Origin of the sequence: Streptomyces sp. NPDC090445, assembly GCF_044769385.1 — a bacterium.
Lineage (GTDB): Bacteria > Actinomycetota > Actinomycetes > Streptomycetales > Streptomycetaceae > Streptomyces.
Genome location: NZ_JBIVXV010000009.1, coordinates 110,899 through 133,279 on the forward strand (window position 1 = coordinate 110,899; position 22,381 = coordinate 133,279).

Sequence of the window (22,381 nt, forward strand, 5' to 3'; positions counted from 1 at the left end):
CAGCCGGACCCGCCAGCATCGTCGCCGCATGGTCCAGCCCACGCCCCAGCGAACCCGGAGCACCCGGCGGACCGGGAGGAGCGGGCGGCTGACCCACACCGGCGCCGTTCGACCCACCCGGAACACCAGGCGGACCGGGAGGACCGGGAGGCGCCGGCGGCCCACCGGCCACCACAGCCGGACCCGCCAGCATCGTCGCCGCATGGTCCAGCCCACGCCCCAGCGAACCCGGAGCACCCGGCGGACCGGGAGGAGCGGGCGGCTGACCCGGCGCGGCAGCACCCGGAGCGGCCGGCGGCGCCGCAGGCGGGGGCGAGACGCGGGCCAGGTCCGTGGGCTCCTGGGCCAGCGCCTCGGCGGAGGCGCCCCCGGCCACAGGCGCGGGCCCGGGCGGGGCAGGCGGCGCGACAGAAGGCGCGGGCGGCATCGGCGGCATCCCGGGCGGAGTGACCGGGGCGCGGCTCGTGGGCTCCTGGGCGAGCGCCTCCGGGGTCCCGGGAACGGGCACCGCCGGCGCCCCCGCCCCGAGGTCGACGGCGGACACGATGGCCGTCTTCGGCAGCTGGCTGCCCCCCGCCATCAGCGTGGTCTTCGCCTCCGCGGACGCACCGGCGGACGACGCGAGCTCCTCCAGGTCCGACCCGGACAGCGGCGGCGCGAACACGGTCGCCGGCAGCGCCACCGACCCCTCGTCCGCCCCCGGGTTCACGTCCGTACCCGCCCAGGGCGTCGCCCCGGCGGGCACCCCTTCGCCGGCGGTCGGCTCGTACGGCACCTCACGCCGCAGCGGCACCGGCTCCGGCCCGGCCGCGGGCACACCCGGCAGCGACCCGGCGGACTCCTCCACCGCAGCCGCAGCCGCAGCAGGCGCCGCCGGAGCCGCAGCCCCGACCCCCGCGCCCGAAGACGCGCCCGCACCCGAAGACGCCGGTCCGCCCGGGATCCCCGCCCGGTCCGCGGCCTCCTGCAGCCACTCGGGCGGGCTCAGCATGAACGACGTCTGCTCCGAGTCGATCCGCGGGGACGGCACCGAAGCCTCCGCCGCCGGAGCGGCCACGGCCCCGTACTCCTCCTCGTACCGGCGGATGACCTCACCCACCGGCAGCCCCGGCCACAGCGTCACCTCACCGCTGTCCCGCGCGATGACCAGCCGCTGCCGGCCACCCCCGGACACCGGACCGCCCGGACGGTCCTCCGCCCACACCACGAACCCCAGCCCGAACTCCCGCACCCGCACCTCACGGTGCTGGTACGGGGGCACGTCGCCGTTGATCCACTCCTCGGCACGCTCCTGCGCCTGCGCAAACGTCACCATAGCGCTGTCATCCCTCCACCGGCGCCGCACCCGGCGCCGGAACCGGCCCCTCCACGGGAACCGAGCGTGCAAATCCGCCGTCCACCATCAGACCGGCGACGGTCTCCAACTCCGGTGGATTTCCGGCCAGTCGTTCGAGAAAGGCATCGAAATCGGCACCGCACGGCAGCAACAGCCGCTCGACGCGCTCCTGGACGGACCAGCCGTCCCGGTCACGTCCGTCGTCGTACGGGGAGAACCACACCGACCCGAGGCCCTCGCCCTTCACCTTCAGCGCGAGCAGCCCGCCCTGCGCGAACGCCACACACAGGTAATCCTTCGTCAGGTGGTCGCGCAGACACTTGTTGACGTACACCAGGTCGTTGACCGCCGCCTCCTCACGCACTGTGAAGAACGGCTGGTCCACCAGCACACCCAGATCCACGTCCAGACCGACACCCACCGGCGCGCTCCCGCCCGCCGCCTTCAGGAACGAGCGGTACGCCTCCGGCAGCCGGAACCCGAGATCCTCCTCGATCCCCTGCACCTGCTGCTCCGACACCGAAACCACCGACTTCGGCAGCCCCAAGTGCACCGGGCGCACCTCCTGCAGCGGCCGCGTCCCCCGCTTGTCGTGGTCCACCGGCGCCGTCGCCAGCCCCGCGTGATGCCGCAGCAGCGCCTTCACCTCGACCGGAACCAGCTCCATCCGCCGCGTCCCCGCCACGTGGTGCCAGGTCCAGCCGTGCGGTGTCGCCACCGGCCCGACCGTGTCCCACAACGGGTGACCCACCGCACGCATGGCCGCGTTCGCGGACACGTAGTCCGTCAGCCGCAGCTCGTCCACACCGAAACCCTCCGGCGGCTCGGCGATCTCCACCGCCGCCCGCGCGTACACGGAGAAGTCGGGATGTCCCTGCGCGCCCATCCGCACACCGTGGGGATGCCGAGCGGCCCGGACCGGGTCCGGGAAATGCACGACCTGCCCCGAATAAGCGGCGTTGGGTGGCGCGGCGTGCTGGCCGAGCCGACCTGTCGTCATGGCAGTAGCCCCCTGCTGGATCTGGCTGGTTCACCACAGCCTATGTGCTCCGGCAAGAGGCACACCCGCCCCCGAGCCCCGCACCCATCCGACGGCCGGGAACATCCGAATTGATACGAATATTCGACCCCCGTTCCACACCGCGAGAGACATTTGACAGGCTGTCCCCACAGCACGGGGGCGTGCGCGCCAGCGGCCATCACCGCAGCCACGGGAGGGAAGACGCATGCAGAACACGGCAACACGCACAACAGCAGCCGACACCGGACCGGAAGCCGCAGGCCCCGCCTCGGACCCGCGCCTGCGCTGGAGCGCCGACGGCAGCCGCACCGCCGCACCCGTACCCCGCTTCCGCCGCGACGGCATCCTCCCCACCATCGCCGCCGCCCTCTCCGTACGCGGCGAAACCCTCACCGGCACCGCCGGCAAGGCCGACCAGCCACCCGCACTGCACCCCCTCGTCCAGGACTTCCTCGACACCCTCACCAGCAGCCAGCGCGAACGCTTCACCGGCCGCTGCCCCGAGGCCATCCTCCTCTCCCGGCACCTGACCACCGCCGAGAAGGCCCGCAGCAAACGCGCCTCCCGCAAACCCCTCACGGCCAACGAGGCACGCCGCTCCCTGAAGAACGCCAAGATCACCGCCCGCCGCATCCGCGAGGACGGCGACCCCCTCCACGGCACCTACGCACCCCCCTGCCGCTCCTGCGAGGCCCTCCTCGCCCACTTCGGCGTACGACACGTCGACCTCACACCCGCCTCCGAGAGGGCCTGACCCCCGCCACCATGACCACCACCTCCTCCGCCTCCTACGACCGCTCCTCCGCCACCCGCTTCCCCACCGCCGTCGACACCGCCCTGCGCACCGCCGGCTGGGAACCGGGCCGCTGGGACATCAAGCAGGCCGAGTACTGGGCCGACGCCCTCCGCGACCACACCACACCGGCCGGGCACCGCCACACCGTCTTCCCCGCCGCCGTCGAGGCCTGGGCCGAATTCGGCGGCCTCACCATCACCGCGAACGGCCCCGGCCGCCAGATAGCACCCGTCCCCGTCCACCTGGACCCGCTGACCGGCCTGCACCTCGCCCGCACCTTCGCCGACCTCGGCCGCGCCCTGTCCACGCAGCTCTGCCCCCTCGGCGTCGACTCCGACCGGGGGAACCTCCCGGCGGCGGCCGGGGGCGCCTCCCACCTCGCCATCGACCGTGAGGGCCGCGTCTACGCCATCGACCACACCGGCGACTGGTACCTCGGCTCCGGCATGGACGAAGCCCTCACCCTCCTCCTCACCGGCCTCCAGCCGACCCGCCTCACCGCCGACCACTGACCCGCCCGCCCCGGCGCACCGGATGCGCCGGGACCGGCCGGAGCAGACGCACCGGGACGGCCGGAACGTGAACCGCAGCCGGCAGGGCCGCCCCCACGGCCAGGCCCGAGACCGGGCCGCCCGACGGCACCGGCCGCTACCCCTGCCCCGCGGCACCCGGCAGCACCGCCGACACCCGGAAACCCCCCGCATCCGTCGGACCGGACACGAACACCCCGCCCAGCCCCAGCACCCGCTCCCGCATGCCGACCAGCCCGTTCCCCCCGCTGGGCAGCTCGGGCCGCGCCACGTCCGCCGCACCGGGCCCGTTCTCCACCTGCATCGCCACCTCACCCTCCCGGTGAGCCAGCCGCACGACGACCTTCGCGCCCGGCGCATGCTTGTGGCAGTTCGTGAGCGCCTCCTGCACCACCCGGTACGCCGTCTGCTCCACCTCCGCCGGATACGCGCCCCCCGCACCCCGGACGTCCAGGTCCACGGCCATCCCCGCCGCCCGGGACTGCCCGACCAGCGCCTCCAGCTCCGCCAGCGTCGGCCCGTCCTCCGGCCCCGCCGCCGCGGCCCCCACCGCCACCGGCTCCGCCACGACGGCCGCCGGAGCCGACACCGCCGGCCTCGCCGCGGCCGGCGCCCGCAGCACGCCCAGCATCTCCCGCAACTCCGTCAACGCCTGCCGGCCCATGTCCCCGACCAGCGCCGCGTTCCGCGCCGCCTTCACCGGGTCCTTGGCCGCCACCGCCTGCAAAGCCGCCGCGTGCACCACCATCAGCGACACCCGGTGCGCCACCACGTCGTGCATCTCCCGCGCGATCCGGGTCCGCTCCTCCCGCCGGGCCCACTCGGCCCGCTCCTCCGCCCGCTCCGCCAGCAGCAGCAGCTCCCGCTCCAGCGAGTCCGCCCGCTCCTGCAGGCTCTCCATCAGACGGCGCCGCGCCCCCATGTAGAGGCCGAGCAGCACCGGCACGACGTTCAGCGCCACCGCCAGGACCCCGGACAGCGCGAGCACCACGCCGTGCGTGGCGCCGACGCCCCCGCTGGTGCGCACGTACATGACGGCGAACGTCGCCACCAGCGCCAGCGCGGTCAGCGTCGAGGTGATCCGGCGGGGCACCTCGCTGGCGGCGAGCGTGTACAGCCCGACCACGCTGAGGACGATGCCCATGGCCGCCGGTGCCACGGCGATCCCGAACAGCACCACCGCGACCGGCCAGCGCCATCGCAGCAGCACCACGGACCCCACCAGCACCCCGAAGAGCACCCCCAGCGCCGTCGGAATCCCGGTCTCGTGCGCGAAGGCCACCCCCTCGGCCGCGCACTCCGCGGCCGACACCGCCGCGATCCCCCCGTCGAGCACCGCCGCCTGCGGCCGGTCCCACCACAGGGGCCCGTCCCGCCCGGCCCCGCCCTGCAATTCCCCCGTCATGGTCATGCCGTCCAGCCTACGCAGCGGCCCCGGCACACCACCGCCCGGAATTCCCGCGGAATCCGTCTCCAGGGCAATGGCCCACGACCGGATCCCGCTCGGGCATCGACGAGAACTGCCGCGGCCGTCTCGCTCTTTGCGTCAGCCGAAGCGCAGACATCTACCGTCGCATCGAGGGCGCTTGGTGCGGCATAGTAGGGGCGGTCAGCCTGAACCGGAAAGCTGGAATATCCGATTTGGGGTGATTTACCATCCCCTGTGGTGTAATGGCAGCACTGAGGTTTTTGGTACCTTATGTCCGGGTTCGAATCCTGGCAGGGGAGCTTTGCAGGTGCGGGCCCTGACCGGAAGGTCAGGGCCCGCCCTCGTTCACACCCTCTGACCCCCCGGTATCCTTCGGGAGTCCACCACCCGAAGCCGAAGGGCACACCCGTGAGCGCCAACCGCCCGGCAGCCGTCGTCGTACTCGCAGCGGGTGAGGGCACCCGCATGAAGTCGGCCACTCCGAAGGTCCTGCACGAGATCTGCGGGCGGTCGCTCGTGGGACATGTCGTCGCCGCCTCGCGCGAGCTCGACCCCGAGCACCTCGTGGTCGTCGTCGGCCACGCCCGTGAGCAGGTCACCGCGCACCTCGCCGACATCGACGCCGGCGTCCGCACGGCCGTGCAGTACGAGCAGAACGGCACCGGCCACGCCGTCCGCATGGCGCTGCAGGAGCTCGGCGGCTCCTGGGGGTCCCCCCGGACGGAGTCTGGGGGAGGGACCGTGGTCGTGGTCTGCGGCGACACCCCGCTGCTGACCGGCGAGACCCTGTCTGCCCTGGTCGCGACGCACGGCGCCGACGGCAACGCCGTCACCGTCCTGACCGCCGAGGTCCCGGACTCGACCGGCTACGGCCGCATCGTCCGCGATGCGGAGACCGGCGCGGTCACCGCGATCGTCGAGCACAAGGACGCCACCGGGGAGCAGCGGGCGATCCGGGAGATCAACTCCGGTGTCTTCGCGTTCGACGGTGCGCTGCTGGCCGACGCCCTGGGCAAGGTGCGGACGGACAACAGCCAGGGCGAGGAGTACCTGACCGACGTGCTGGGGATCCTGCGGGAGGCCGGCCACCGCGTGGGTGCGTCCGTGGGCAGTGACCACCGGCAGATCCTGGGGATCAACAACCGGGTGCAGCTGGCCGAGGCGCGGGCGCTGCTGAACGCGCGGCTGCTGGAGCGGGCGATGCTCGCGGGCGTGACGGTCGTGGACCCGGCGAGCACGTTCGTGGACGTGACGGTGACGTTCGGGCAGGACGCGCTGGTGCACCCGGGTACGCAGCTGCTCGGCGCGACGCACGTCGCCGAGGGTGCCGAGGTCGGCCCGAACACGCGGCTGAAGGACACGCAGGTGGGTCCGGGGGCGCGGGTGGACAACACGGTGGCGGACTCGGCGGTGATCGGTGAGTCGGCGTCGGTGGGTCCGTACGCGTACCTGCGGCCGGGAACGAACCTGGGCCTGAAGGCGAAGGCCGGTACGTACGTGGAGATGAAGAACGCGACGATCGGTGAGGGGACGAAGGTTCCGCACCTGTCGTACGTGGGTGACGCGACGATCGGCGAGTACTCCAACATCGGTGCGGCGAGCGTGTTCGTGAACTACGACGGTGAGCACAAGCACCACACGACGGTGGGCTCGCACTGCAAGACGGGTTCGGACAACATGTTTGTGGCGCCTGTCACGATCGGGGACGGTGCCTACACGGCGGCCGGGTCCGTGATCACCAAGGATGTGCCGCCCGGTGCGCTGGCCGTTGCGCGTGGTCAGCAGCGGAATATCGAGGGCTGGGTGGCCCGTAAGCGTCCGGGGAGTGCTGCTGCGTCTGCTGCGCAGTCGGCGGCCCGGGAGGGGTCCGCGGAGGGCTGAGGAAGTCCTTCCGGGTGAACTGTCCGGAAACAGGTGCGCTGGAGACGGCGTACCGTGATAGGTGCACGCAATCGGCTGGCTCACCGTGTGCGGGACGGACGCACGCGGGGGCGAGCAGCTTTCAACACGTCTGAGGAGACTGTGCTGTGACCGGGATCAAGACGACCGGCGAGAAGAAGCTGATGCTCTTCTCCGGCCGCGCCCACCCCGAGCTGGCCGAGGAGGTTGCGCACCAGCTGGGCGTCCAGCTCGTGCCGACCAAGGCTTTCGACTTCGCCAACGGTGAGATCTACGTCCGCTTCCAGGAGTCGGCGCGTGGTGCGGACTGCTTCCTGATCCAGAGCCACACGGCTCCGATCAACAAGTGGATCATGGAGCAGCTGATCATGCTGGACGCGCTGAAGCGCGCGTCGGCCCGGTCGATCACGGTGATCATCCCGTCGTACGGGTATGCCCGCCAGGACAAGAAGCACAAGGGCCGTGAGCCGATCTCGGCGCGTCTGGTGGCGGATCTGCTGAAGACGGCGGGTGCGGACCGGATCCTGACGGTCGACCTGCACACGGACCAGATCCAGGGCTTCTTCGACGGCCCGGTGGACCACCTGTCGGCGCTGCCGGTCCTCGCGGACTACGTGGGCGCGAAGGTGGACCGTACGAAGCTGACGATCGTGTCTCCGGACGCCGGCCGTGTGCGGGTGGCGGACCGCTGGTGCGACCGTCTGGACGCGCCGCTGGCTATCGTGCACAAGCGGCGCGACAAGGACGTCGCGAACCAGGTGACGGTCCACGAGGTCGTGGGTGAGGTCCGGGGTCGTGTCTGCGTCCTGGTCGACGACATGATCGACACGGGTGGCACGATCTGCGCCGCGGCCGAGGCGCTGTTCGCGCACGGTGCGGAGGACGTGATCGTGACGGCCACGCACGGCATCCTGTCGGGCCCGGCTGCGGACCGCCTGAAGAACTCCAAGGTGAGCGAGTTCGTGTTCACGAACACGCTGCCGGACCCGTCCGACCTGGAGCTGGACAAGATCACGGTGCTGTCGATCGCCCCGACGATCGCGCGCGCCGTGCGCGAGGTGTTCGAGGACGGTTCGGTGACGAGCCTCTTCGAGGAGCAGCAGTAGCGGTAGGGGTCGGGCGGCGGGTCCTGTTCCGGGGCCTGCGGTAGATCCTTTTGGGTGCGGTCTCCGCGCCGGGTAGACTTGGTGAGTTGCTCGGCGAGGGAGGCCGCGCCTTTTTTGTGAAGGTGCCGGTGCTCCGTTATCGACGCGCTCTTCGTAGCAGGCCGTTTCGTGGCCGGGTGACCGTTGTCCGTTTCCGTCACCCCACGAGGAGTGTTCATGTCCGAGGTCAAGCTCTCCGCTGAGATCCGTACGGTGTTCGGCAAGGGTGCCGCCCGTGCCACCCGTCGCAACAAGCAGATCCCCGCGGTCATCTACGGCCACGGCGAGGCCCCGAAGCACGTCGCCGTCGAGGGTCACGCCCTCACCATGGCGCTGAAGACCCCGAACGTCCTGATCTCCCTGGACATCGCGGGCGACGGCACCGAGCTGGTCATCCCGAAGGCCGTTCAGAAGGACCCGCTGAAGCGCACCATCGACCACGTCGACTTCCTCGCCGTGAAGAAGGGCGAGAAGGTCACCGTCGAGGTTCCGGTCCAGGCCGAGGGTGAGCTGGCCGCCGGCGGCAACCTGCTGGAGCACGTCCTCGCCACCGTGTCGGTCGAGGCCGAGGCCACCCACCTGCCCGAGTCCGTGACGGTCTCCGTCGAGGGCCTGGAGGCCGGTTCCTCCGTGCTCGCCCAGGACATCGCGCTGCCGTCGGGCGTCTCCCTGGTGACCGAGGGCGAGGCTGTCGTCCTGCAGGTCGTCGCGGCCCAGGTCGAGGAGCCGGCTGCCGAGGCCCCGGCCGAGGGCGCCGAGGCCTGAGCCTCGCCCTTCCTTTTCAGCTGATGCTGAACGACCGCCGTTCTGTTCCACTGGGGCAGGACGGCGGTCGTCCACGTTAAGGAGCTTTGTGATGTCGGACGACGCGGCGCCCTGGTTGATCGTCGGCTTGGGGAATCCCGGGGCGGAGTATGCGGGCAACCGCCACAACATCGGGTTCATGGTGGTCGATCTGCTGGCCGACCGGATCCGGGGGAAGTTCAAGGCGCACAAGGCGCGGGCGCAGGTGGTGGAGGGGCGTGTCGGGCCTCCGGGGCCGGCGAACCGGCGGGTGGTGCTGGCGAAGCCGATGTCCTTCATGAACCTGTCGGGTGGTCCGGTGACGGCGCTGCGGGACTTCTACAAGGTGCCGGTGGACCGGATCGTGGCGGTCCATGACGAGTTGGACATCGATTACGCGGCGCTGCGTCTGAAGCTGGGCGGTGGCGACAACGGGCACAACGGCCTGAAGTCGATGACGAAGGCGATGGGGGCGGAGTACCACCGGGTGCGGTGCGGGATCGGGCGTCCGCCGGGCCGGATGCAGGTGGCGGACTTCGTGCTGAAGGACTTCTCGTCCACGGAGCGCAAGGAGCTGGACTGGTTCGTGGACCGGGCGGCGGATGCCGTGGAGTGCTTGATCACGGAGGGTCTGGAGCGGGCGCAGTCCGCGTACAACTCCTGACGGGCCGACTCAGAGGTGGTCGACCACTGCGAGATCGATGCTCATGTCATAGGGGGCGTCGACCTTGAGCGTGTCGCGGTGCATCCCGGCGTGGATGTACTGGTTCGTCTGCGGGTCGAGGGTGTAGACGTGCACCACGGGGCGGCTTCCGGTGCCGGACCGCTCGACCCGCCAGAAGTTCGGGATGCCGGCGGCCGCGTACTTGCGGGGCTTGGTGTCGCGGTCGCGGGACTCGGAGTCGGGTGAGACCACCTCGACGGCGAGCAGGACGTCAGCTGCCCGGTAGGAGGACTGGTCCGGCCCCGTGACGGCCTCGGCCCGGACAACGGAGATGTCCGGCTCGGGGCCGTTGCGCTTGTCGATGATGACGGTCATCTCCCGCTTGACCCTGAGGTCGGACGGCACCGTCTGGCGCAGGCCGCTCACCAGCATGTCGATGACGTCGGTGTGGAAGTTGCGCTGCGGACTCACGAAGACCAGGCTCCCGTCGATCAGCTCGGTGTGCGGCGGGAGGTCCGGCAGCGTAAACAAGTCGTCCACGGTGTACCCGTCCTGCGGGGGCACCGGCCATGGGTGATGCACGTGGTGTACGGGCTCTGCGGTCATGGTTCCTCCCATGGACGGAACTCTGGTCCAGGGGATCAACGGTAGCGGCCCGTATCCGCCCCCGTCATCACATCGTGTGACGGGGGCGGATACCCCGGCTGCTGGTTCGCGCGGGCGGGTCAGCCGGTGTTGCGCAGGCCGGCGGCGACGCCGTTGACGCTGAGGAGCAGGGCGCGGGAGAGGACCGGGTCGGCTTCCTCGCCGCGGGCTGCGGCGGCGCGCTGGCGGGCCAGCAGGGAGACCTGGAGGTAGGAGATGGGGTCCAGGTAGGCGTCGCGGACGGCGAAGGTCTGCTGGAGGACGGGCTGCGAGTCGAGGAGGCGTTCGCCGCCGGTGATGCGCAGGACCTCGCGGACGGTGAGTTCGTGTTCGGCGCGGATGCGGTCGAAGACGTGCTTGAGGCCGTCGGGGACGAGGGTGTCGACGTAGTGGCGGGCGATCCGCAGGTCCGTCTTGGCGAGGGTCATCTCGACGTTGGACAGGAAGTTGCGGAAGAAGTGCCAGCGTTCGCCCATTTCGGTGAGGACGTTCTCCTGGCCGGCTTCGCGGATGGCCTTGAGGCCGGAGCCGACGCCGTACCAGCCGGGGACGATCTGGCGGGACTGGGTCCAGCCGAACACCCACGGGATGGCGCGGAGGCCGTCGAGGCCGGCACCGGAGTCGGGGCGGCGGGAGGGGCGGGAGCCGAGGTGGAGGTCGGCGAGCTGGTCGACGGGGGTGGAGGCGAAGAAGTACGCGGGCAGGTCGGGGTCCTCGACGAGGGTCCGGTAGGCGGCGTGGGCGGCGTCGGAGGCGATGTCCATGGCCGCGTCCCAGCGGGCGAGGTCGTCGTCGGACTGGCGGGGGGCGGTGTGCAGGGCGGAGGCCTGCAGGGTGGCGGCGACGGTGAGTTCGAGGTTCTCGCGGGCCAGGGACGGCACGAGGTACTTGTCGGAGATGACCTCGCCCTGCTCGGTGACCTTGATCTCGCCTTCGAGGGTGCCCCACGGCTGGGCGAGGATCGCGTCGTGGGAGGGGCCGCCGCCGCGGCCGACGGTGCCGCCGCGGCCGTGGAAGAGGCGCAGGCGGACGCCGTAGCGGTGGGCGACGTCGCGCAGGCGGCGCTGGGCGCGGTGGATCTCCCACTGGCTGGTGGTGATGCCGCCGAACTTGGAGGAGTCGGAGTAGCCGAGCATGACCTCCTGGACGTCGCCGCGGAGGGAGACCAGGCGCCGGTAGGAGGGGTCGGCGAGCATCTCGTCGAGGATGACGTCGGCGGCGCGCAGCTCGTCGGTGGTCTCCAGGAGGGGCACGATGCCGATCTTGGCCCAGCCGGCGTGGAGGTCGACGAGGCCGGCCTCGCGGGCGAGGACGGCGGCGGCGAAGACGTCGTCGGCGCCCTGGCACATGGAGATGATGTAGGACTCGATGACCTCGGGGCCGAACTTGTCGAAGGCGTCCTTGACGGCGAGGAAGACGCCGAGGGTCTTGTGGCCGGCCGCGTCGAGGGGGGCGGGGGTGGGGGCGAGGGGGCGGCGGGAGCGGAGCTCCTTGGCGAGGAGCTTCTGCCGGTACTCGCGGGGCATGTCGGAGTAGCGCCAGGACTCCTCGCCGAGTCGGTCGAAGAGCTGGCCGAGGGCGTGGTGGTGGGCGTCGGCGTGTTCGCGGACGTCCATGGTGGCGAGCTGGAGGCCGAAGGCGGCGAGGGTGCGGATGGTGCGGTCCATGCGGCCGTCGGCGAAGAGGCCGCCGCGGTGCTCGCGCAGGGAGGTCTGGATGAGGGTGAGGTCGGTGAGCAGCTCGGCGGTGCCGAGGTAGTCGCGGCCCTCTTCGTGGGGGGTGCCCTTGGCGAGGCGTTCGCGGGTGTTGAGGAGCTTCTGCCGGACGCAGGTCACCTTGAGGCGGTAGGGCTCTTCGGCGTTGAGCCGCTTGTAGCGGGGGCTGATCTCGGGGAGGCGTTCGAGGTCGGCCTGGAGGGAGGAGAGGAGTTCCTCGGTGGCTCCGGTGTAGCGGATGGAGTTGGACAGCAGGCTGCGCAGGAAGTCGACGAGTTCGAGGGCGTCGGTGATGCCGTGCTCGTGCTGGAGGATCAGTACGTCGCGGGTGACGTCGGGGGTGACGTTGGGGTTGCCGTCGCGGTCGCCGCCGATCCAGGTGCCGAAGGTGAGGGGGCGGGTGCCGGGGGGCAGTTCGATGCCGACGCGCTGGAGTTCGGCGGCGAGGTCTTCGAGGACGTCGCCGACGGCGCCGGCGTGGAGCTCGTCGAGGTAGTAGATGGCGTTGCGGGCCTCGTCGGCGGGTTCGGGGCGGACGACGCGGAGTTCGTCGGTCTGCCAGACGAGGTCGATGTTCTCGGCGAGGCGGAGGTCCTGGCGGCGTCGGTCTCCGGCGCCGGAGGCGGTCTCCTCCAGGAGGGCGGCGATGCGGCGCAGCTTGTTGAGGACGCTGCGGCGGGCTGCCTCGGTGGGGTGGGCGGTGAAGACCGGGCGGACGTTGAGGTTGCGGACGGTCTCGCGCAGGTGCTCGGGGTCGGCGTCCTTGAGCATGTCGGCGGTGCGGGCGAGGAGGCCGCCCTCGGCGGCGCGGTGGGCGCGCAGCTCGCGGCCGCGGTGGACCTGCTCGGTGACGTTGGCGAGGTGGAAGTAGGTGGAGAAGGCGCGCACCAGCTTGGCCGCGGTCTCCAGGTCGGTGTCGCCGAGGAGGGTGGCGGCGGCCTCGCCGTCGGTGCGGGTGAGGGCGCGGACGCGCTCGACGAGGTCGAGGAGTTCCCCGCCTTCCTGGCGGACGATGGTTTCGCCGAGGAGGTCGCCGAGTCGGCGGATGTCCGCGCGCAGCTCGGCGTTGACGGCGGCGACGGCGGACGGGGCCCGGCCCGGGGTGTGGGCGGTGGAGGCCTGGTCGGCACTGCTCACGGGTGCGGCTCCTTGCAGTGGTCGAGCGCTACGGGGAGGTGGGCTCCGGCGTGCGCGCGTGGTGGTACTGCCGCCCGGCCGGGTGTCTGTCCCGTTGCGGCGGAGTCCCTCTGCGGCGCAGCTCGGCTGCCCGTGCGGACCGCGCTGTCCGACGACACCAGGATAGGTGTCCGGGCCTCGTGCCTCGGTAAACGTCTCGACAGGCGGGCGCTGTGCGCCGTGTGGGCGGGCGTGGGCGGTCGATGGGCGGGCGTGGGCGCCGTGTGGGCGGGCGTGGGCGGCGGGTGGGTGGCGGGTGTGCGCCTGTGGGTGCGCCGTGCCGTGTTGTTGCGCCCCCCTTGTCGTGGGGCCGCGCTTTGCCATACTTACGTTGCCGTAGGTTACGCATCCGTAGCCAGGGTGCCTGCCTCCTCCCTCTTCCCTACAGGGGACACCCATGACCACCGGTCCCGATCTGATCGAGGGCGTCCCGGCGCCCTCGGATCCGCCGTCCGACCCCTCCTCCGGCTCCCCGGCCGGTTCCCCCTCCTCGGCCGCCTCCCCGCCGTCCGGTCCGCCGCTGCCGTCCGCGACCCGCGGCGGCGAGCACAAGCGGTCGGTGGAGCAGATCGCGCTGCTGCTGTTCATCACCGTCCCGTTCCTGGCGCTGCTGGCGGCGGTGCCGCTGGCCTGGGGGTGGGGGGTGAGCTGGCTGGACCTCGGCCTGATGGCGTTCATGTACTTCCTGACCTGCCACGGGATCACCGTGGGCTTCCACCGCCATTTCACGCACGGCTCCTTCAAGGCGAAGCGGCCGCTGCGGATCGCGCTGGCGGTCATGGGGTCGATGGCGGTGGAGGGGCCGCTGGTGCGGTGGGTGGCGGATCACCGCAAGCACCACCGGTACTCCGACCAGGAGGGGGACCCGCATTCGCCGTGGCGGTTCGGGGAGACCCTGCCGGCGCTGCTGAAGGGCCTGTGGTGGGCGCACGTCGGGTGGCTGTTCGATTCGGAGCAGACCGACCAGCACAAGTACGCCCCCGATCTGATCAAGGATCCGGCGCTGCGGCGGGTCTCGCGGGACTTCGTGCTCTGGACTGCGGTGTCGCTGGCGGTGCCGCCGCTGGTGGGCGGTCTGGTGACGCTGTCGTGGTGGGGTGCGTTCACGGCGTTCTTCTGGGGTTCCCTGGTGCGGGTGGCGCTGCTGCACCATGTGACGTGGTCGATCAATTCGATCTGCCATGCGGTGGGCAGGCGGCCGTTCCGGTCCCGGGACCGGTCGGGGAACGTGTGGTGGCTGGCGGTGCTGTCGTGCGGGGAGTCCTGGCACAACCTGCACCACGCGGACCCGACGTCGGCCCGGCACGGGGTGCTGCGCGGGCAGGTGGATTCCAGTGCGCGGCTGATCCGCTGGTTCGAGCGGGCGGGCTGGGCGACGGACGTGCGGTGGCCGTCCGGGGCCCGGATCGACGCCCGACGCAGGGAAAACGCGTCGCACGCGGCATGATGGGGGACGTGGCGATCGACGGCAGCACTTCCAGCAGCGACAAGCCCAGGCGTGGCCGCCGGGTTCGGATGACGGGCGCGGAGCGGCGCCAGCAACTGCTGGACATCGGCCGGGCCCTGTTCGCCGAGAAGGGTTTCGAGGGCACGTCGGTGGAGGAGATCGCGGCCAAGGCCGGGGTGTCCAAGCCGGTGGTGTACGAGCACTTCGGCGGCAAGGAGGGCCTGTACGCGGTCGTGGTGGACCGGGAGATGCGGCAGCTGCTGGACATGGTGACGGGTGCGCTGACGGCCGGTCATCCGCGGGAGCTGCTGGAGCAGGCGGCGTTCGCCCTGCTGGACTACATCGAGTCCTACACGGACGGCTTCCGGATCCTCGTGCGGGATTCGCCGGTGGCGCAGTCGACGGGTACGTTCGCGTCGCTGATCAGCGATATCGCCACACAGGTCGAGGACATCCTGGGTCTGGAGTTCAAGGCGCGCGGGTTCGATCCGAAGCTGGCCCCGCTGTACGCGCAGGCGCTGGTGGGGATGGTGGCGCTGACCGGGCAGTGGTGGCTGGACGTGCGGCGGCCGAAGAAGGCGGAGGTCGCGGCGCACCTGGTGAACCTGGCCTGGCACGGGCTGGACGGGCTGGAGTCGAAGCCCCGCCTGGTGGGCCACCGCAAGAACTGAGGACGTGCGGGCTCCCGCGGGAGCCCGCACGGGGTACGGCGGCGGGGGCGCCCCCCCCCCCCGGGGGGGGGGGGGCGGCGCGGGGGGGGGGGGGGGGCCCCCCCCGCGGGGGGGGGGGGGGGGGGGCGCGGGGGGGGGGGGGGCGGGGGGGGGGGGGGGGGGCGCCCGCCCCCCCCCCCCCCCCCGGGGCCCCCCCCCCGCCCGGCCCCCCCCCCCCGGGGGGCGCCCCCCCCCCCCCCCCGGGGGGGGGGCGCCCCCCCCGCCGTACGTCCGGGCCGGCTCACCCCGCCGGGTGGTGCGGTTCCAGGAATTCGAGGCGGTTGCCGACGGGGTCCTCGGAGTAGAAGCGGCGGTGTCCGGGCAGGTTGTCGTCCCAGACGACGGTGGCGCCGCGTTCTTCGAGTCCGGCGGCGTAGACCTCGATGCCGGTCACCCGCAGCCCGGGGTGGGCCTTGCGGGCGGGCCGGAAGTCCTCCTCGACGCCGAGGTGCAGCCGGACGGCGCCGGCGGCGAACCAGCAGCCGCCGCGGGCGGCGAGGGCGGGCGGTTTGGGGGTCTCGGTCATGCCCAGGACGTGGGTGTAGAAGGCGCGGAGCCGGTCCTCGGTGCCGGGCGGCGCGGCGAGCTGGACGTGGTCGACTGCGGTGAGCAAGGTCAGTGCTCCTTGACGGCGACGGCGAAGATGCGGCGGAAGGGGAACACCGTGCCGCGGGGGCCGGGCGGGTAGGCGGTGCGCAGCAGGTCGCGGTATGCGGTGAGGAAGGCGTCGGCGGCCCGGGGGTCGTCTTCGAGGGCGGTCAGGACGGGGCGCAGGGCGGTGCCCTTGACCCAGTCGAGGACGGGGTCGTCGCCGGGCAGCAGCTGGAAGTAGGTGGTCTCCCAGGTGTCGGCGGTGCAGCCGAGCTCGGTGAGCCGGTCGAGGTATTCGGCGGCGTCGAGGACGTGGGTGTAGCGGGAGCCGTGGCCGGCGAGCCGGTCGCGCCAGCGCGGGCTGTCGCAGAGCCGGGCGAGGAGGGCGTGGCTGGGGGCGGCGTGGTTGCCGGGGACCTGGAAGGCGAAGGTGCCGCCGGGGCGCAGTGCGTTGATCCAGGTGGCGAAGGACCGGGGGTGGCCGGGGACCCACTGGAGGGCGGCGTTGGAGACGATCAGGTCGTGGGTCTCGTCGGGGAGCCAGTCGGTGAGGTCGGCGCGGCGGAAGTCGAGGGTGCCGCCGCCGGGGGTGGGTCCGGCGTGTTCGGTGTCGGCGCGGTCGAGCATCTCCGTGGAGAGGTCGTAGCCGGTGATGCGGGCGCGGGGCCAGCGTTCGGCGAGGAGGGCGGTGACGTTGCCGGGGCCGCAGCCGAGGTCGGCGATGCGGGCGGGGTCGGCGGGGAGTTCCGGTATGCGGTTCAGGAGGTCGACAAAGGGGCGGGTGCGGTGTCCTGCGTGCCGGAGGTATTGGCGGGGGTCCCAGGTGGGCGCGGCGCGGGTGGCGGTGGTGGGGATGCGTGCCGGGGTGTGCGTATCGGAATGCATGTTCGAGCCTCCCTGCTGGCGGGGCGGTCGGAAGCGGACGCCGCTCATGGCCCCCTCCATGCCCGCGGCCACCAGAAATATATCTCGATATCAAGACTCACGTCTTGAAGATTCACGTCTTCAAGATATACCTCTCCGAGACTCTCGCATTCAAGAGACTTCACATCGACAGACCCCTTACACTGATCGGCATGGAGGACGAGGTCGACCGGTTGGTCGCGGCATGGCGGCGGGAACGCCCTGACCTCGACGTGGAACCGCTGGAAGTGCTGAGCCGCGTGAGCAGGCTCGCCCGCCATCTCGACCGCGCCCGCAGGCTGGCCTTCTCCGAGCACGGCCTGGAGCCGTGGGAGTTCGACGTGCTGACCTCGCTGCGCCGCGCCGGCGCGCCCTACCAGCTCTCCCCCGGCCAGCTGCTGACGCAGACCCTGGTCACCTCCGGCACCATGACCAACCGGATCGACCGGCTCGCCAAGAAGGGGCTCGTCGAGCGGCTGCCCGACCCCAGCGACCGGCGCGGTGTCCTGGTCCGGCTGACCCCCGAGGGCCGCGACCGCGCCGACGAGGCCCTCGCGGGACTGCTGGCCCAGGAGCGGGCGATCCTGGCCCAGCTCTCCCAGACCCAGCGCGCCGACCTCGCCGACCTGCTACGCCAGTTGACCGCTCCGTTCGACAACATCCCCGGATAGGTCCGCCGGCCGTACGCCCGCGCGCCGGGCCAGCGCCACGGCCGCGAGCGTGGAGTGCACCCCGAGCTTGCCCAGCACGTTCTGCATGTGCGTGCGGACGGTGTGCGGGGACAGGAACAGCCGGGCCGCCACGTCCTTGCGGCCCAGCCCCGCCACCATGCAGCGCAGCACCTCGTGCTCGCGCGGCGTCAGGGACTCCACGAGCCGTTCGCTGTCGCTGCGGTGCTTGCGCGCCGCGGTCAACTCCCGCAGGACGCCGGTGAGCAGAGCGGGCGGCAGGTGCGTCTCCTCGCGCAGGACGCCCCGGATGACGGCCAGCAGCCGCGAGAGCGAGCAGTCCTTCGCCACCCAGCCCGACGCCCCCGCCTGGAGGGCGTACGCCGCCCGGCGCGGGTCGTCGCGTTCGGCGAGGACGACGGTGCGGACCGCGGGATGGGCCGCCCGTACGCCGGCGACGAGCGCGATGCCGTCGGAGCCGGGCGGCGGGGCCCCGGACCCCGCCTCGCGCTGGGCGGGCACCTGCCCGGCGCCCGCGCCGAGGTCGGCGTCGACCAGCAGCACGTCGAAGCGGCGCCCCTCCGCGACCGCGCGTTCCAGGCAGCGCAGTGCGGCCGGGCCGCTGCCCGCCGCGGACACGTCGACGTCGGGCTCGGCCGCGAGAGCCGCGGCCAAGGACTCGGCGAAGATGCGGTGGTCGTCGACCACGAGAACTCGGATGCGAACCACAAAACCCCCAAGGGTCGGGGACGGACGACTGCGGGTACGGCGTCCGGACCGGGTGATGGAAGCTGTCGCGGCCGCCGCCGAGACATCTCTTGCACTACCCCGGACCGGACGCCGTACCCGGCGTGTCTCGACCCCTGAATCAACACCGGCCCCCACCGGTGTCACGCATCAGCGTAGAGCGGGGTGCGGCTCGCGGTTGGCCGAATAGCAGAACTTTTCCGAGCGATTTTCCGGTCGGCGCCGCCCCGAACGGCCCTCTGTATGGCCTGAATTCAACGGCTGCAAGTACGGTAAGGCCCTTTCCGGCCCTGGAGGTGCTCCGGGCTGATGCACGGGGGGCATTTCACCCGGCGTGTGCACGCCGGGCGCCCGCGCACTGCGCCTGCCCGCGGCGCTCCCGGTGCCCGGTGCGCTCCCCCGGCGGGCGCCGGGAGACACACCGCGCCCCCCGCACGACGGGTGCGGGGGGCGCGGTGGAGGCGTGCGGGGGCGGTCAGCCGCGGAGGGCGCGCGTGAAGTTCCACGCGTCGGCGATGATGCCCTCCAGGTCGGGGCGGGACGGGGTCCAGCCGAGCCTGTCGTGCGCGGCCTGCGCGGAGGCGACGAGGACGGCCGGGTCGCCGGCCCGGCGCGGGGCGACGGCCTCCGGGATGTCCTTGCCGGTGACCTTGCGGACGGCCTCGACGACCTCGCGGACCGAGAAGCCGTTGCCGTTGCCCAGGTTGCAGATCAGGTGCTCGCCCGCGGTGGCGGCGTCCAGGGCCGCGAGGTGGGCCTCCGCGAGGTCGGCGACGTGGATGTAGTCGCGGACGCAGGTGCCGTCGGGGGTCGGGTAGTCCTCGCCGAACACCGAGATCGACTCCCTCTCGCCCAGGGCGACCTGGAGCACGAGCGGGATCAGGTGCGTCTCGGGGTCGTGGCGCTCGCCGTACTGCCCGTAGGCGCCGGCGACGTTGAAGTAGCGCAGCGACACGGCCGCGACGCCGTGGGCGGCGCACTCACCCGTGATCATGTGGTCCACGGCCAGCTTGGAGGCGCCGTACGGGTTGGTGGGGCGGGTGGCGGACGCCTCCGTGAGCAGGTTCTCGGTGGGCTCGCCGTAGGTGGCGGCGGTGGAGGAGAACACCAGCTTGCGCACCCCGTGCGTGCGCATGGCGCCCAGCAGGGCGAGGGTGCCGCCGACGTTGTTGTCCCAGTACTTGGCCGGGTTCACGACGGACTCGCCGACCTGGGAGAACGCCGCGAAGTGCAGGACCGCGTCATAGGAGGGGTCCAGGTGGCGCTCGGCGTCCTGGATGCGGCCCTCGATGAACGCGGCCCCGGCCGGGACGCCCTCGCGGAAGCCCGTGGAGAGGTCGTCGAGGACGGTGACCTCGTGCCCGGCCTCCAGCAGGTGCGCCGCGACGACGCTGCCCACGTATCCGGCGCCGCCGGTGACCATGTACTTGAAAATCGGCGTCGCGGAAGACGGCGTCTTGCTCACTGGCCTACTACCTCTCGCAGGGGAACGCACGCGCGACGGTGCGCATGCCGGTCACTGGCTTACCGGATTACGGGCGTCCGGGGAAATCGGCGTCCGCCCGCGGGAGTGCCGCCCGGTCCAGCAGGCCGGTCCGGGCGGCCAGGGCGGCCGCCTCCAGCCGCGAGCCGACGCCCAGTTTCATCAGCACCCGCTGCACGTGCGTACGGGCCGTGCTCGGCGCGATCTCCATGCCCGCGGCGATCATCCGGGTGTCCTCGCCCTCGGCGACCCGGACCAGCACCTCCACCTCGCGCGGGGTGAGCAGCCGCAGCAGCCGGCTGCCCTCGTCGTCGGGTGCGGCCGCGGGGTTGAGGAGCTCCGCGAAGGCCCCCTGGAGCAGCTGCGGGGAGATCGCGACCTCCCCGGCCCGCGCCTTGGCCAGCGCCCGCTCGACGCCCTCGATCCGCTCGTCCTGGCGTACGTACCCGCAGGCGCCGGCGGCGAAGGCGGCGGCGATCCCGCGCGGGCTCGGCACGGGGCCGAGGACCACGACCGCGGTCTGCGGGCGTTCCCGTCTGATGCGGACGACGGGCTCGAACACCCCCGGCTCGGCGGGGGTGGCCGTGCCCAGCAGGCAGACCTCCGGAGCGCGGCTGATCACCAGGTCGGCGGCGCCCGCGGCCGGTGCGGCCGCGGCGAGCACCCGGTGCCCGCGCAGTTTCAGGGCCGAGGCGAGCGCCTCGGCCAGCAGCCGGTGCTCGTCGAGCACCATGACCCTTACGCCCATTGGGCCCCCACCCCTCCCCTTTGCCCCGGCAAGCTACACGCTTGTTCGACGGCGTGCGGCGGATACGGCGCAGAAGCCCCCGGAAGGCGGACCTTCCGGGGGCTTCTGCCGCTGCGTGGATACGGCCGGGGATCAGCTGGCGCTGAAGGACGCGAACAGGTATTCCGGATCCGTCTTGGCGGTGTACGGCTTCCTCACGTTCGTGCGGGAGATGAACAGCTTGCCGTTGTGGTAGCGGAACTCGGAGTAGTCGGGGGAGAAGGCGGTCTCGACGGTGTGGCTCGCCTTGTCCGCCGGGTTCTCCATCAGGAGGGTCTCCTTCATCGTCATGCCGTCGATGGAGACGATCTGGCCGCCCTTGTCGTACGGGGGCACCTTGTAGGCGATGATGTTCGACCCGTCCATGCGGAGCGGGAACATGGTGTACCGCTCACCGGCGTCGGCCCGGTCGCTGGTCTGCTTGCCGGTCTCCAGGTCGAAGGAGAGCAGCTCGTTGGTGCGGGCGAGGGAGCCGGAGTCCTTGCCCTGGTGCTCGACCGAGGGCACGTAGACCTTGCCGTTGCCGACCACCATGCTGCTGCACTGCTCGACCTCGCCCCTGCACCTGCCGCCGAAGTTGCCGGAGGCGAGCGAGATGCGGGCCTTCAGCTGGCCCTTGGGGTCGACGACGAACAGGTCGCTGACGCCGGTGCCGTTCTTGGCGGTCCTGCCGACGTTGGCGGCGACGACCAGCGGCTTGGTGGAGATGATCGAGGCCGAGTCGATGCCCTCGGAGAGCTTGTACGAGGCCGAGGGCGCACCGGTGGTCGGGTCCAGGCTCTGCGCGTACAGGGTCTCGTTGCACCTGCGGATGACGGCGAGGCCCTCGCCGCCCGCGTAGCCGACGTCCTTGCAGTCCTGGGCGTCGACCTTGGGCGCCCACAGCGACTTGCCGTCGGCGAGGTTCCAGGCGGCGCCGCCCCTGGAGCCGGCCGCGGCGACGGTCTGGCCGCTGATGGTGATCTCGCCGAGCGGGGCGGGCTGGTCGCCGGTGGCGCTGCCCTTGGCGGTGCCGGACCAGAGGAGCTTGCCGGTGTTCAGGTCGAGGACGCCGACCTCGGTGCACGGCGGGTACTTGTTCTCCGGCGTGCCCGCGACCGGCCTGAACAGCACGGCCGTCTTGTTGTCGGTGACGTGCTTGGTCGCGCCGCAGACCTCGCCCGGGAACGGCAGTTCCCACTTCTTGCCGCCGTCGACCAGGTTGTAGCCGACGATCTTGGAAAGGTCGGTCTTGGCGTACGTGGAGTCGGTGAGCCAGGAGCCGTCGACGGTGGTGATCTCCTCCGGCGTCGGGCTCGGGTGGTTGTACAGCGGCCGCGACTTGGTGTTGGCGGGCACCTTCTCCGAGCCGGGCGTGCCGGCCGGGGCCTTGCTCGCGCCGGCCGTGGGGTTGGTGTCGGGCTCGTCGGCGGGCCCGCTGCCGGAGGCGTACCAGAGGCCGCCGGCGACGATCAGGACCACGGCGAGCGCCGCCGCACCGATGATCATCATCTGGGTGCGCTTCTCCCCGCCGCCGCCCGTGCCGGAGGGGCCGGGCTGCGGCTGGGCCGCCTGCATGGGCGCCGTGGGGGCGCTGTACGGGTTCGGGGCGGCGGGTCCCTGCTGCGGGTAGCCGTAGCCCTGCTGGGGGTAGCCGTACGCGGGCTGCCCGGGCTGTGCCTGCGGCGGGACGGCCGGCCCGCCCGCGGGCACGGTCGGCGGCACGGCGGGCGGCATGCCCGGCTGCTGCGGCATGCCCGGCTGCTGCTGCGGGGCCGTCGGCGGCTGCGGGGCGGCGGCCGGGGGCTGCTGCGGCGGGACGGGCGGGGCCGTCGGCGGCGGGGCGCCGAAGCCTCCGGGCGGGGGATCCTGCGGTGCGCCGAAGCCGCCGGCGGGCGGCTGCTGAGGGGGCGGCGGGGTACTCATC

At 72.3% G+C, this 22,381-nt stretch carries 19 protein-coding genes, 1 tRNA gene and 1 pseudogene; 10 read left to right on the plus strand and 11 right to left on the minus strand.

What is annotated here, in order from left to right:
• Together ACIQUT_RS20215 and ACIQUT_RS20220 are read right to left on the minus strand one after the other, a co-directional pair.
• Positions 1-1,315 (minus strand): annotated as a pseudogene (locus ACIQUT_RS20215) (hypothetical protein); the annotation flags it as partial.
• A 7-nt stretch (positions 1,316-1,322) separates the two neighbouring features.
• Positions 1,323-2,336 carry an SMI1/KNR4 family protein gene (locus tag ACIQUT_RS20220; protein ID WP_403564290.1) on the minus strand — a complete coding sequence of 338 codons (1,014 nt, stop codon included), beginning with the start codon at positions 2,334-2,336 and terminating at the stop codon, positions 1,323-1,325.
• A 226-nt stretch (positions 2,337-2,562) separates the two neighbouring features.
• Between ACIQUT_RS20220 and ACIQUT_RS20225 the strand changes: the two genes are divergently transcribed.
• Positions 2,563-3,111, plus strand: a complete 549-nt coding sequence (locus ACIQUT_RS20225; RefSeq protein ID WP_403564291.1) for a YwqJ-related putative deaminase — start codon at positions 2,563-2,565, stop codon at positions 3,109-3,111.
• 11 nt (positions 3,112-3,122) lie between these two features.
• On the plus strand, positions 3,123-3,665 hold the full coding sequence (locus ACIQUT_RS20230; protein ID WP_403564292.1) for an SUKH-3 domain-containing protein: 543 nt from the start codon (positions 3,123-3,125) through the stop codon (positions 3,663-3,665).
• A 136-nt stretch (positions 3,666-3,801) separates the two neighbouring features.
• Here ACIQUT_RS20230 and ACIQUT_RS20235 read toward each other — a convergent pair whose 3' ends face one another.
• The gene (locus tag ACIQUT_RS20235; protein ID WP_403564293.1) at positions 3,802-5,094 is read right to left on the minus strand and encodes a sensor histidine kinase; all 1,293 of its coding nucleotides are present in this window, start codon (positions 5,092-5,094) and stop codon (positions 3,802-3,804) included.
• 246 nt (positions 5,095-5,340) lie between these two features.
• Here ACIQUT_RS20235 and ACIQUT_RS20240 point away from each other — a divergent pair.
• From ACIQUT_RS20240 to pth, 5 genes are all read left to right on the plus strand, one after another.
• Positions 5,341-5,411 (plus strand) — tRNA-Gln (locus ACIQUT_RS20240).
• 109 nt (positions 5,412-5,520) lie between these two features.
• On the plus strand, positions 5,521-6,993 hold the full coding sequence (gene glmU / locus ACIQUT_RS20245) for a bifunctional UDP-N-acetylglucosamine diphosphorylase/glucosamine-1-phosphate N-acetyltransferase GlmU (protein ID WP_403564294.1): 1,473 nt from the start codon (positions 5,521-5,523) through the stop codon (positions 6,991-6,993).
• Positions 6,994-7,139: 146 nt separating this feature from the next.
• Positions 7,140-8,117, plus strand: a complete 978-nt coding sequence (locus tag ACIQUT_RS20250; RefSeq protein WP_179175499.1) for a ribose-phosphate diphosphokinase — start codon at positions 7,140-7,142, stop codon at positions 8,115-8,117.
• A 216-nt stretch (positions 8,118-8,333) separates the two neighbouring features.
• Entirely contained in the window at positions 8,334-8,921 is a 588-nt protein-coding gene (locus ACIQUT_RS20255) for a 50S ribosomal protein L25/general stress protein Ctc (protein ID WP_403564295.1), read from the plus strand.
• A 91-nt stretch (positions 8,922-9,012) separates the two neighbouring features.
• A complete protein-coding gene (gene pth / locus ACIQUT_RS20260; protein WP_403564296.1) occupies positions 9,013-9,603 on the plus strand; it encodes an aminoacyl-tRNA hydrolase in 591 nt (196 codons plus the stop codon).
• Between the two features lie 9 nt (positions 9,604-9,612).
• Here pth and ACIQUT_RS20265 read toward each other — a convergent pair whose 3' ends face one another.
• Together ACIQUT_RS20265 and ppc are read right to left on the minus strand one after the other, a co-directional pair.
• Positions 9,613-10,221 carry a Uma2 family endonuclease gene (locus ACIQUT_RS20265; RefSeq protein ID WP_403564297.1) on the minus strand — a complete coding sequence of 203 codons (609 nt, stop codon included), beginning with the start codon at positions 10,219-10,221 and terminating at the stop codon, positions 9,613-9,615.
• 107 nt (positions 10,222-10,328) lie between these two features.
• Positions 10,329-13,100, minus strand: a complete 2,772-nt coding sequence (gene ppc / locus ACIQUT_RS20270) for a phosphoenolpyruvate carboxylase (RefSeq protein ID WP_403564298.1) — start codon at positions 13,098-13,100, stop codon at positions 10,329-10,331.
• A 436-nt stretch (positions 13,101-13,536) separates the two neighbouring features.
• Here ppc and ACIQUT_RS20275 point away from each other — a divergent pair, with 436 nt between their 5' ends.
• The gene (locus ACIQUT_RS20275) at positions 13,537-14,586 is read left to right on the plus strand and encodes an acyl-CoA desaturase (protein ID WP_403564299.1); all 1,050 of its coding nucleotides are present in this window, start codon (positions 13,537-13,539) and stop codon (positions 14,584-14,586) included.
• The gene (locus tag ACIQUT_RS20280; RefSeq protein WP_403564300.1) at positions 14,583-15,257 is read left to right on the plus strand and encodes a TetR family transcriptional regulator; all 675 of its coding nucleotides are present in this window, start codon (positions 14,583-14,585) and stop codon (positions 15,255-15,257) included. Before ACIQUT_RS20275 ends, ACIQUT_RS20280 begins: the two co-directional genes overlap by 4 nt.
• Positions 15,258-15,537: 280 nt before the next feature.
• Here the strand turns inward: ACIQUT_RS20280 and ACIQUT_RS20285 are convergent, their stop codons facing one another.
• On the minus strand, positions 15,538-15,909 hold the full coding sequence (locus tag ACIQUT_RS20285; RefSeq protein WP_403564301.1) for a VOC family protein: 372 nt from the start codon (positions 15,907-15,909) through the stop codon (positions 15,538-15,540).
• Positions 15,910-15,911: 2 nt separating this feature from the next.
• Positions 15,912-16,772 (minus strand): trans-aconitate 2-methyltransferase, encoded by an 861-nt coding sequence (locus ACIQUT_RS20290; RefSeq protein WP_403564302.1) that lies wholly within the window; start codon positions 16,770-16,772, stop codon positions 15,912-15,914.
• Between the two features lie 191 nt (positions 16,773-16,963).
• Between ACIQUT_RS20290 and ACIQUT_RS20295 the strand changes: the two genes are divergently transcribed.
• Positions 16,964-17,461 carry a MarR family winged helix-turn-helix transcriptional regulator gene (locus ACIQUT_RS20295; protein WP_403564303.1) on the plus strand — a complete coding sequence of 166 codons (498 nt, stop codon included), beginning with the start codon at positions 16,964-16,966 and terminating at the stop codon, positions 17,459-17,461.
• Here ACIQUT_RS20295 and ACIQUT_RS20300 read toward each other — a convergent pair.
• The 4 genes from ACIQUT_RS20300 to ACIQUT_RS20315 form a co-directional block, all read right to left on the minus strand.
• Positions 17,420-18,187, minus strand: coding sequence for a LuxR C-terminal-related transcriptional regulator (locus ACIQUT_RS20300; protein ID WP_403564304.1), 768 nt, complete (start codon positions 18,185-18,187; stop codon positions 17,420-17,422). The two genes, ACIQUT_RS20295 and ACIQUT_RS20300, sit on opposite strands and share 42 nt — an antisense overlap.
• A gap of 493 nt (positions 18,188-18,680) precedes the next feature.
• Complete coding sequence (gene galE / locus ACIQUT_RS20305) at positions 18,681-19,628, minus strand: UDP-glucose 4-epimerase GalE (protein ID WP_403564443.1); 948 nt, start codon at positions 19,626-19,628, stop codon at positions 18,681-18,683.
• Positions 19,629-19,737: 109 nt separating this feature from the next.
• Complete coding sequence (locus ACIQUT_RS20310; RefSeq protein WP_403564305.1) at positions 19,738-20,436, minus strand: response regulator transcription factor; 699 nt, start codon at positions 20,434-20,436, stop codon at positions 19,738-19,740.
• 132 nt (positions 20,437-20,568) lie between these two features.
• A complete protein-coding gene (locus ACIQUT_RS20315; protein ID WP_403564307.1) occupies positions 20,569-22,380 on the minus strand; it encodes a PQQ-binding-like beta-propeller repeat protein in 1,812 nt (603 codons plus the stop codon).
• Position 22,381: the final 1 nt, after the last annotated feature.

What these genes read in the sequence shown, in the direction of transcription:
- ACIQUT_RS20220 (WP_403564290.1), bottom strand. Translation starts at nt 2,336, where the DNA reads ATGACGACAGGTCGGCTCGGCCAGCACGCCGCGCCACCCAACGCCGCT.
- ACIQUT_RS20225 (WP_403564291.1), top strand. Translation starts at nt 2,563, where the DNA reads ATGCAGAACACGGCAACACGCACAACAGCAGCCGACACCGGACCGGAA.
- ACIQUT_RS20230 (WP_403564292.1), top strand. Translation starts at nt 3,123, where the DNA reads ATGACCACCACCTCCTCCGCCTCCTACGACCGCTCCTCCGCCACCCGC.
- ACIQUT_RS20235 (WP_403564293.1), bottom strand. Translation starts at nt 5,094, where the DNA reads ATGACCATGACGGGGGAATTGCAGGGCGGGGCCGGGCGGGACGGGCCC.
- ACIQUT_RS20255 (WP_403564295.1), top strand. Translation starts at nt 8,334, where the DNA reads ATGTCCGAGGTCAAGCTCTCCGCTGAGATCCGTACGGTGTTCGGCAAG.
- pth (WP_403564296.1), top strand. Translation starts at nt 9,013, where the DNA reads ATGTCGGACGACGCGGCGCCCTGGTTGATCGTCGGCTTGGGGAATCCC.
- ACIQUT_RS20265 (WP_403564297.1), bottom strand. Translation starts at nt 10,221, where the DNA reads ATGGGAGGAACCATGACCGCAGAGCCCGTACACCACGTGCATCACCCA.
- ACIQUT_RS20275 (WP_403564299.1), top strand. Translation starts at nt 13,537, where the DNA reads ATGACCACCGGTCCCGATCTGATCGAGGGCGTCCCGGCGCCCTCGGAT.
- ACIQUT_RS20280 (WP_403564300.1), top strand. Translation starts at nt 14,583, where the DNA reads ATGATGGGGGACGTGGCGATCGACGGCAGCACTTCCAGCAGCGACAAG.
- ACIQUT_RS20290 (WP_403564302.1), bottom strand. Translation starts at nt 16,772, where the DNA reads ATGCATTCCGATACGCACACCCCGGCACGCATCCCCACCACCGCCACC.
- ACIQUT_RS20295 (WP_403564303.1), top strand. Translation starts at nt 16,964, where the DNA reads ATGGAGGACGAGGTCGACCGGTTGGTCGCGGCATGGCGGCGGGAACGC.
- galE (WP_403564443.1), bottom strand. Translation starts at nt 19,628, where the DNA reads ATGGTCACCGGCGGCGCCGGATACGTGGGCAGCGTCGTCGCGGCGCAC.
- ACIQUT_RS20310 (WP_403564305.1), bottom strand. Translation starts at nt 20,436, where the DNA reads ATGGGCGTAAGGGTCATGGTGCTCGACGAGCACCGGCTGCTGGCCGAG.
- ACIQUT_RS20315 (WP_403564307.1), bottom strand. Translation starts at nt 22,380, where the DNA reads ATGAGTACCCCGCCGCCCCCTCAGCAGCCGCCCGCCGGCGGCTTCGGC.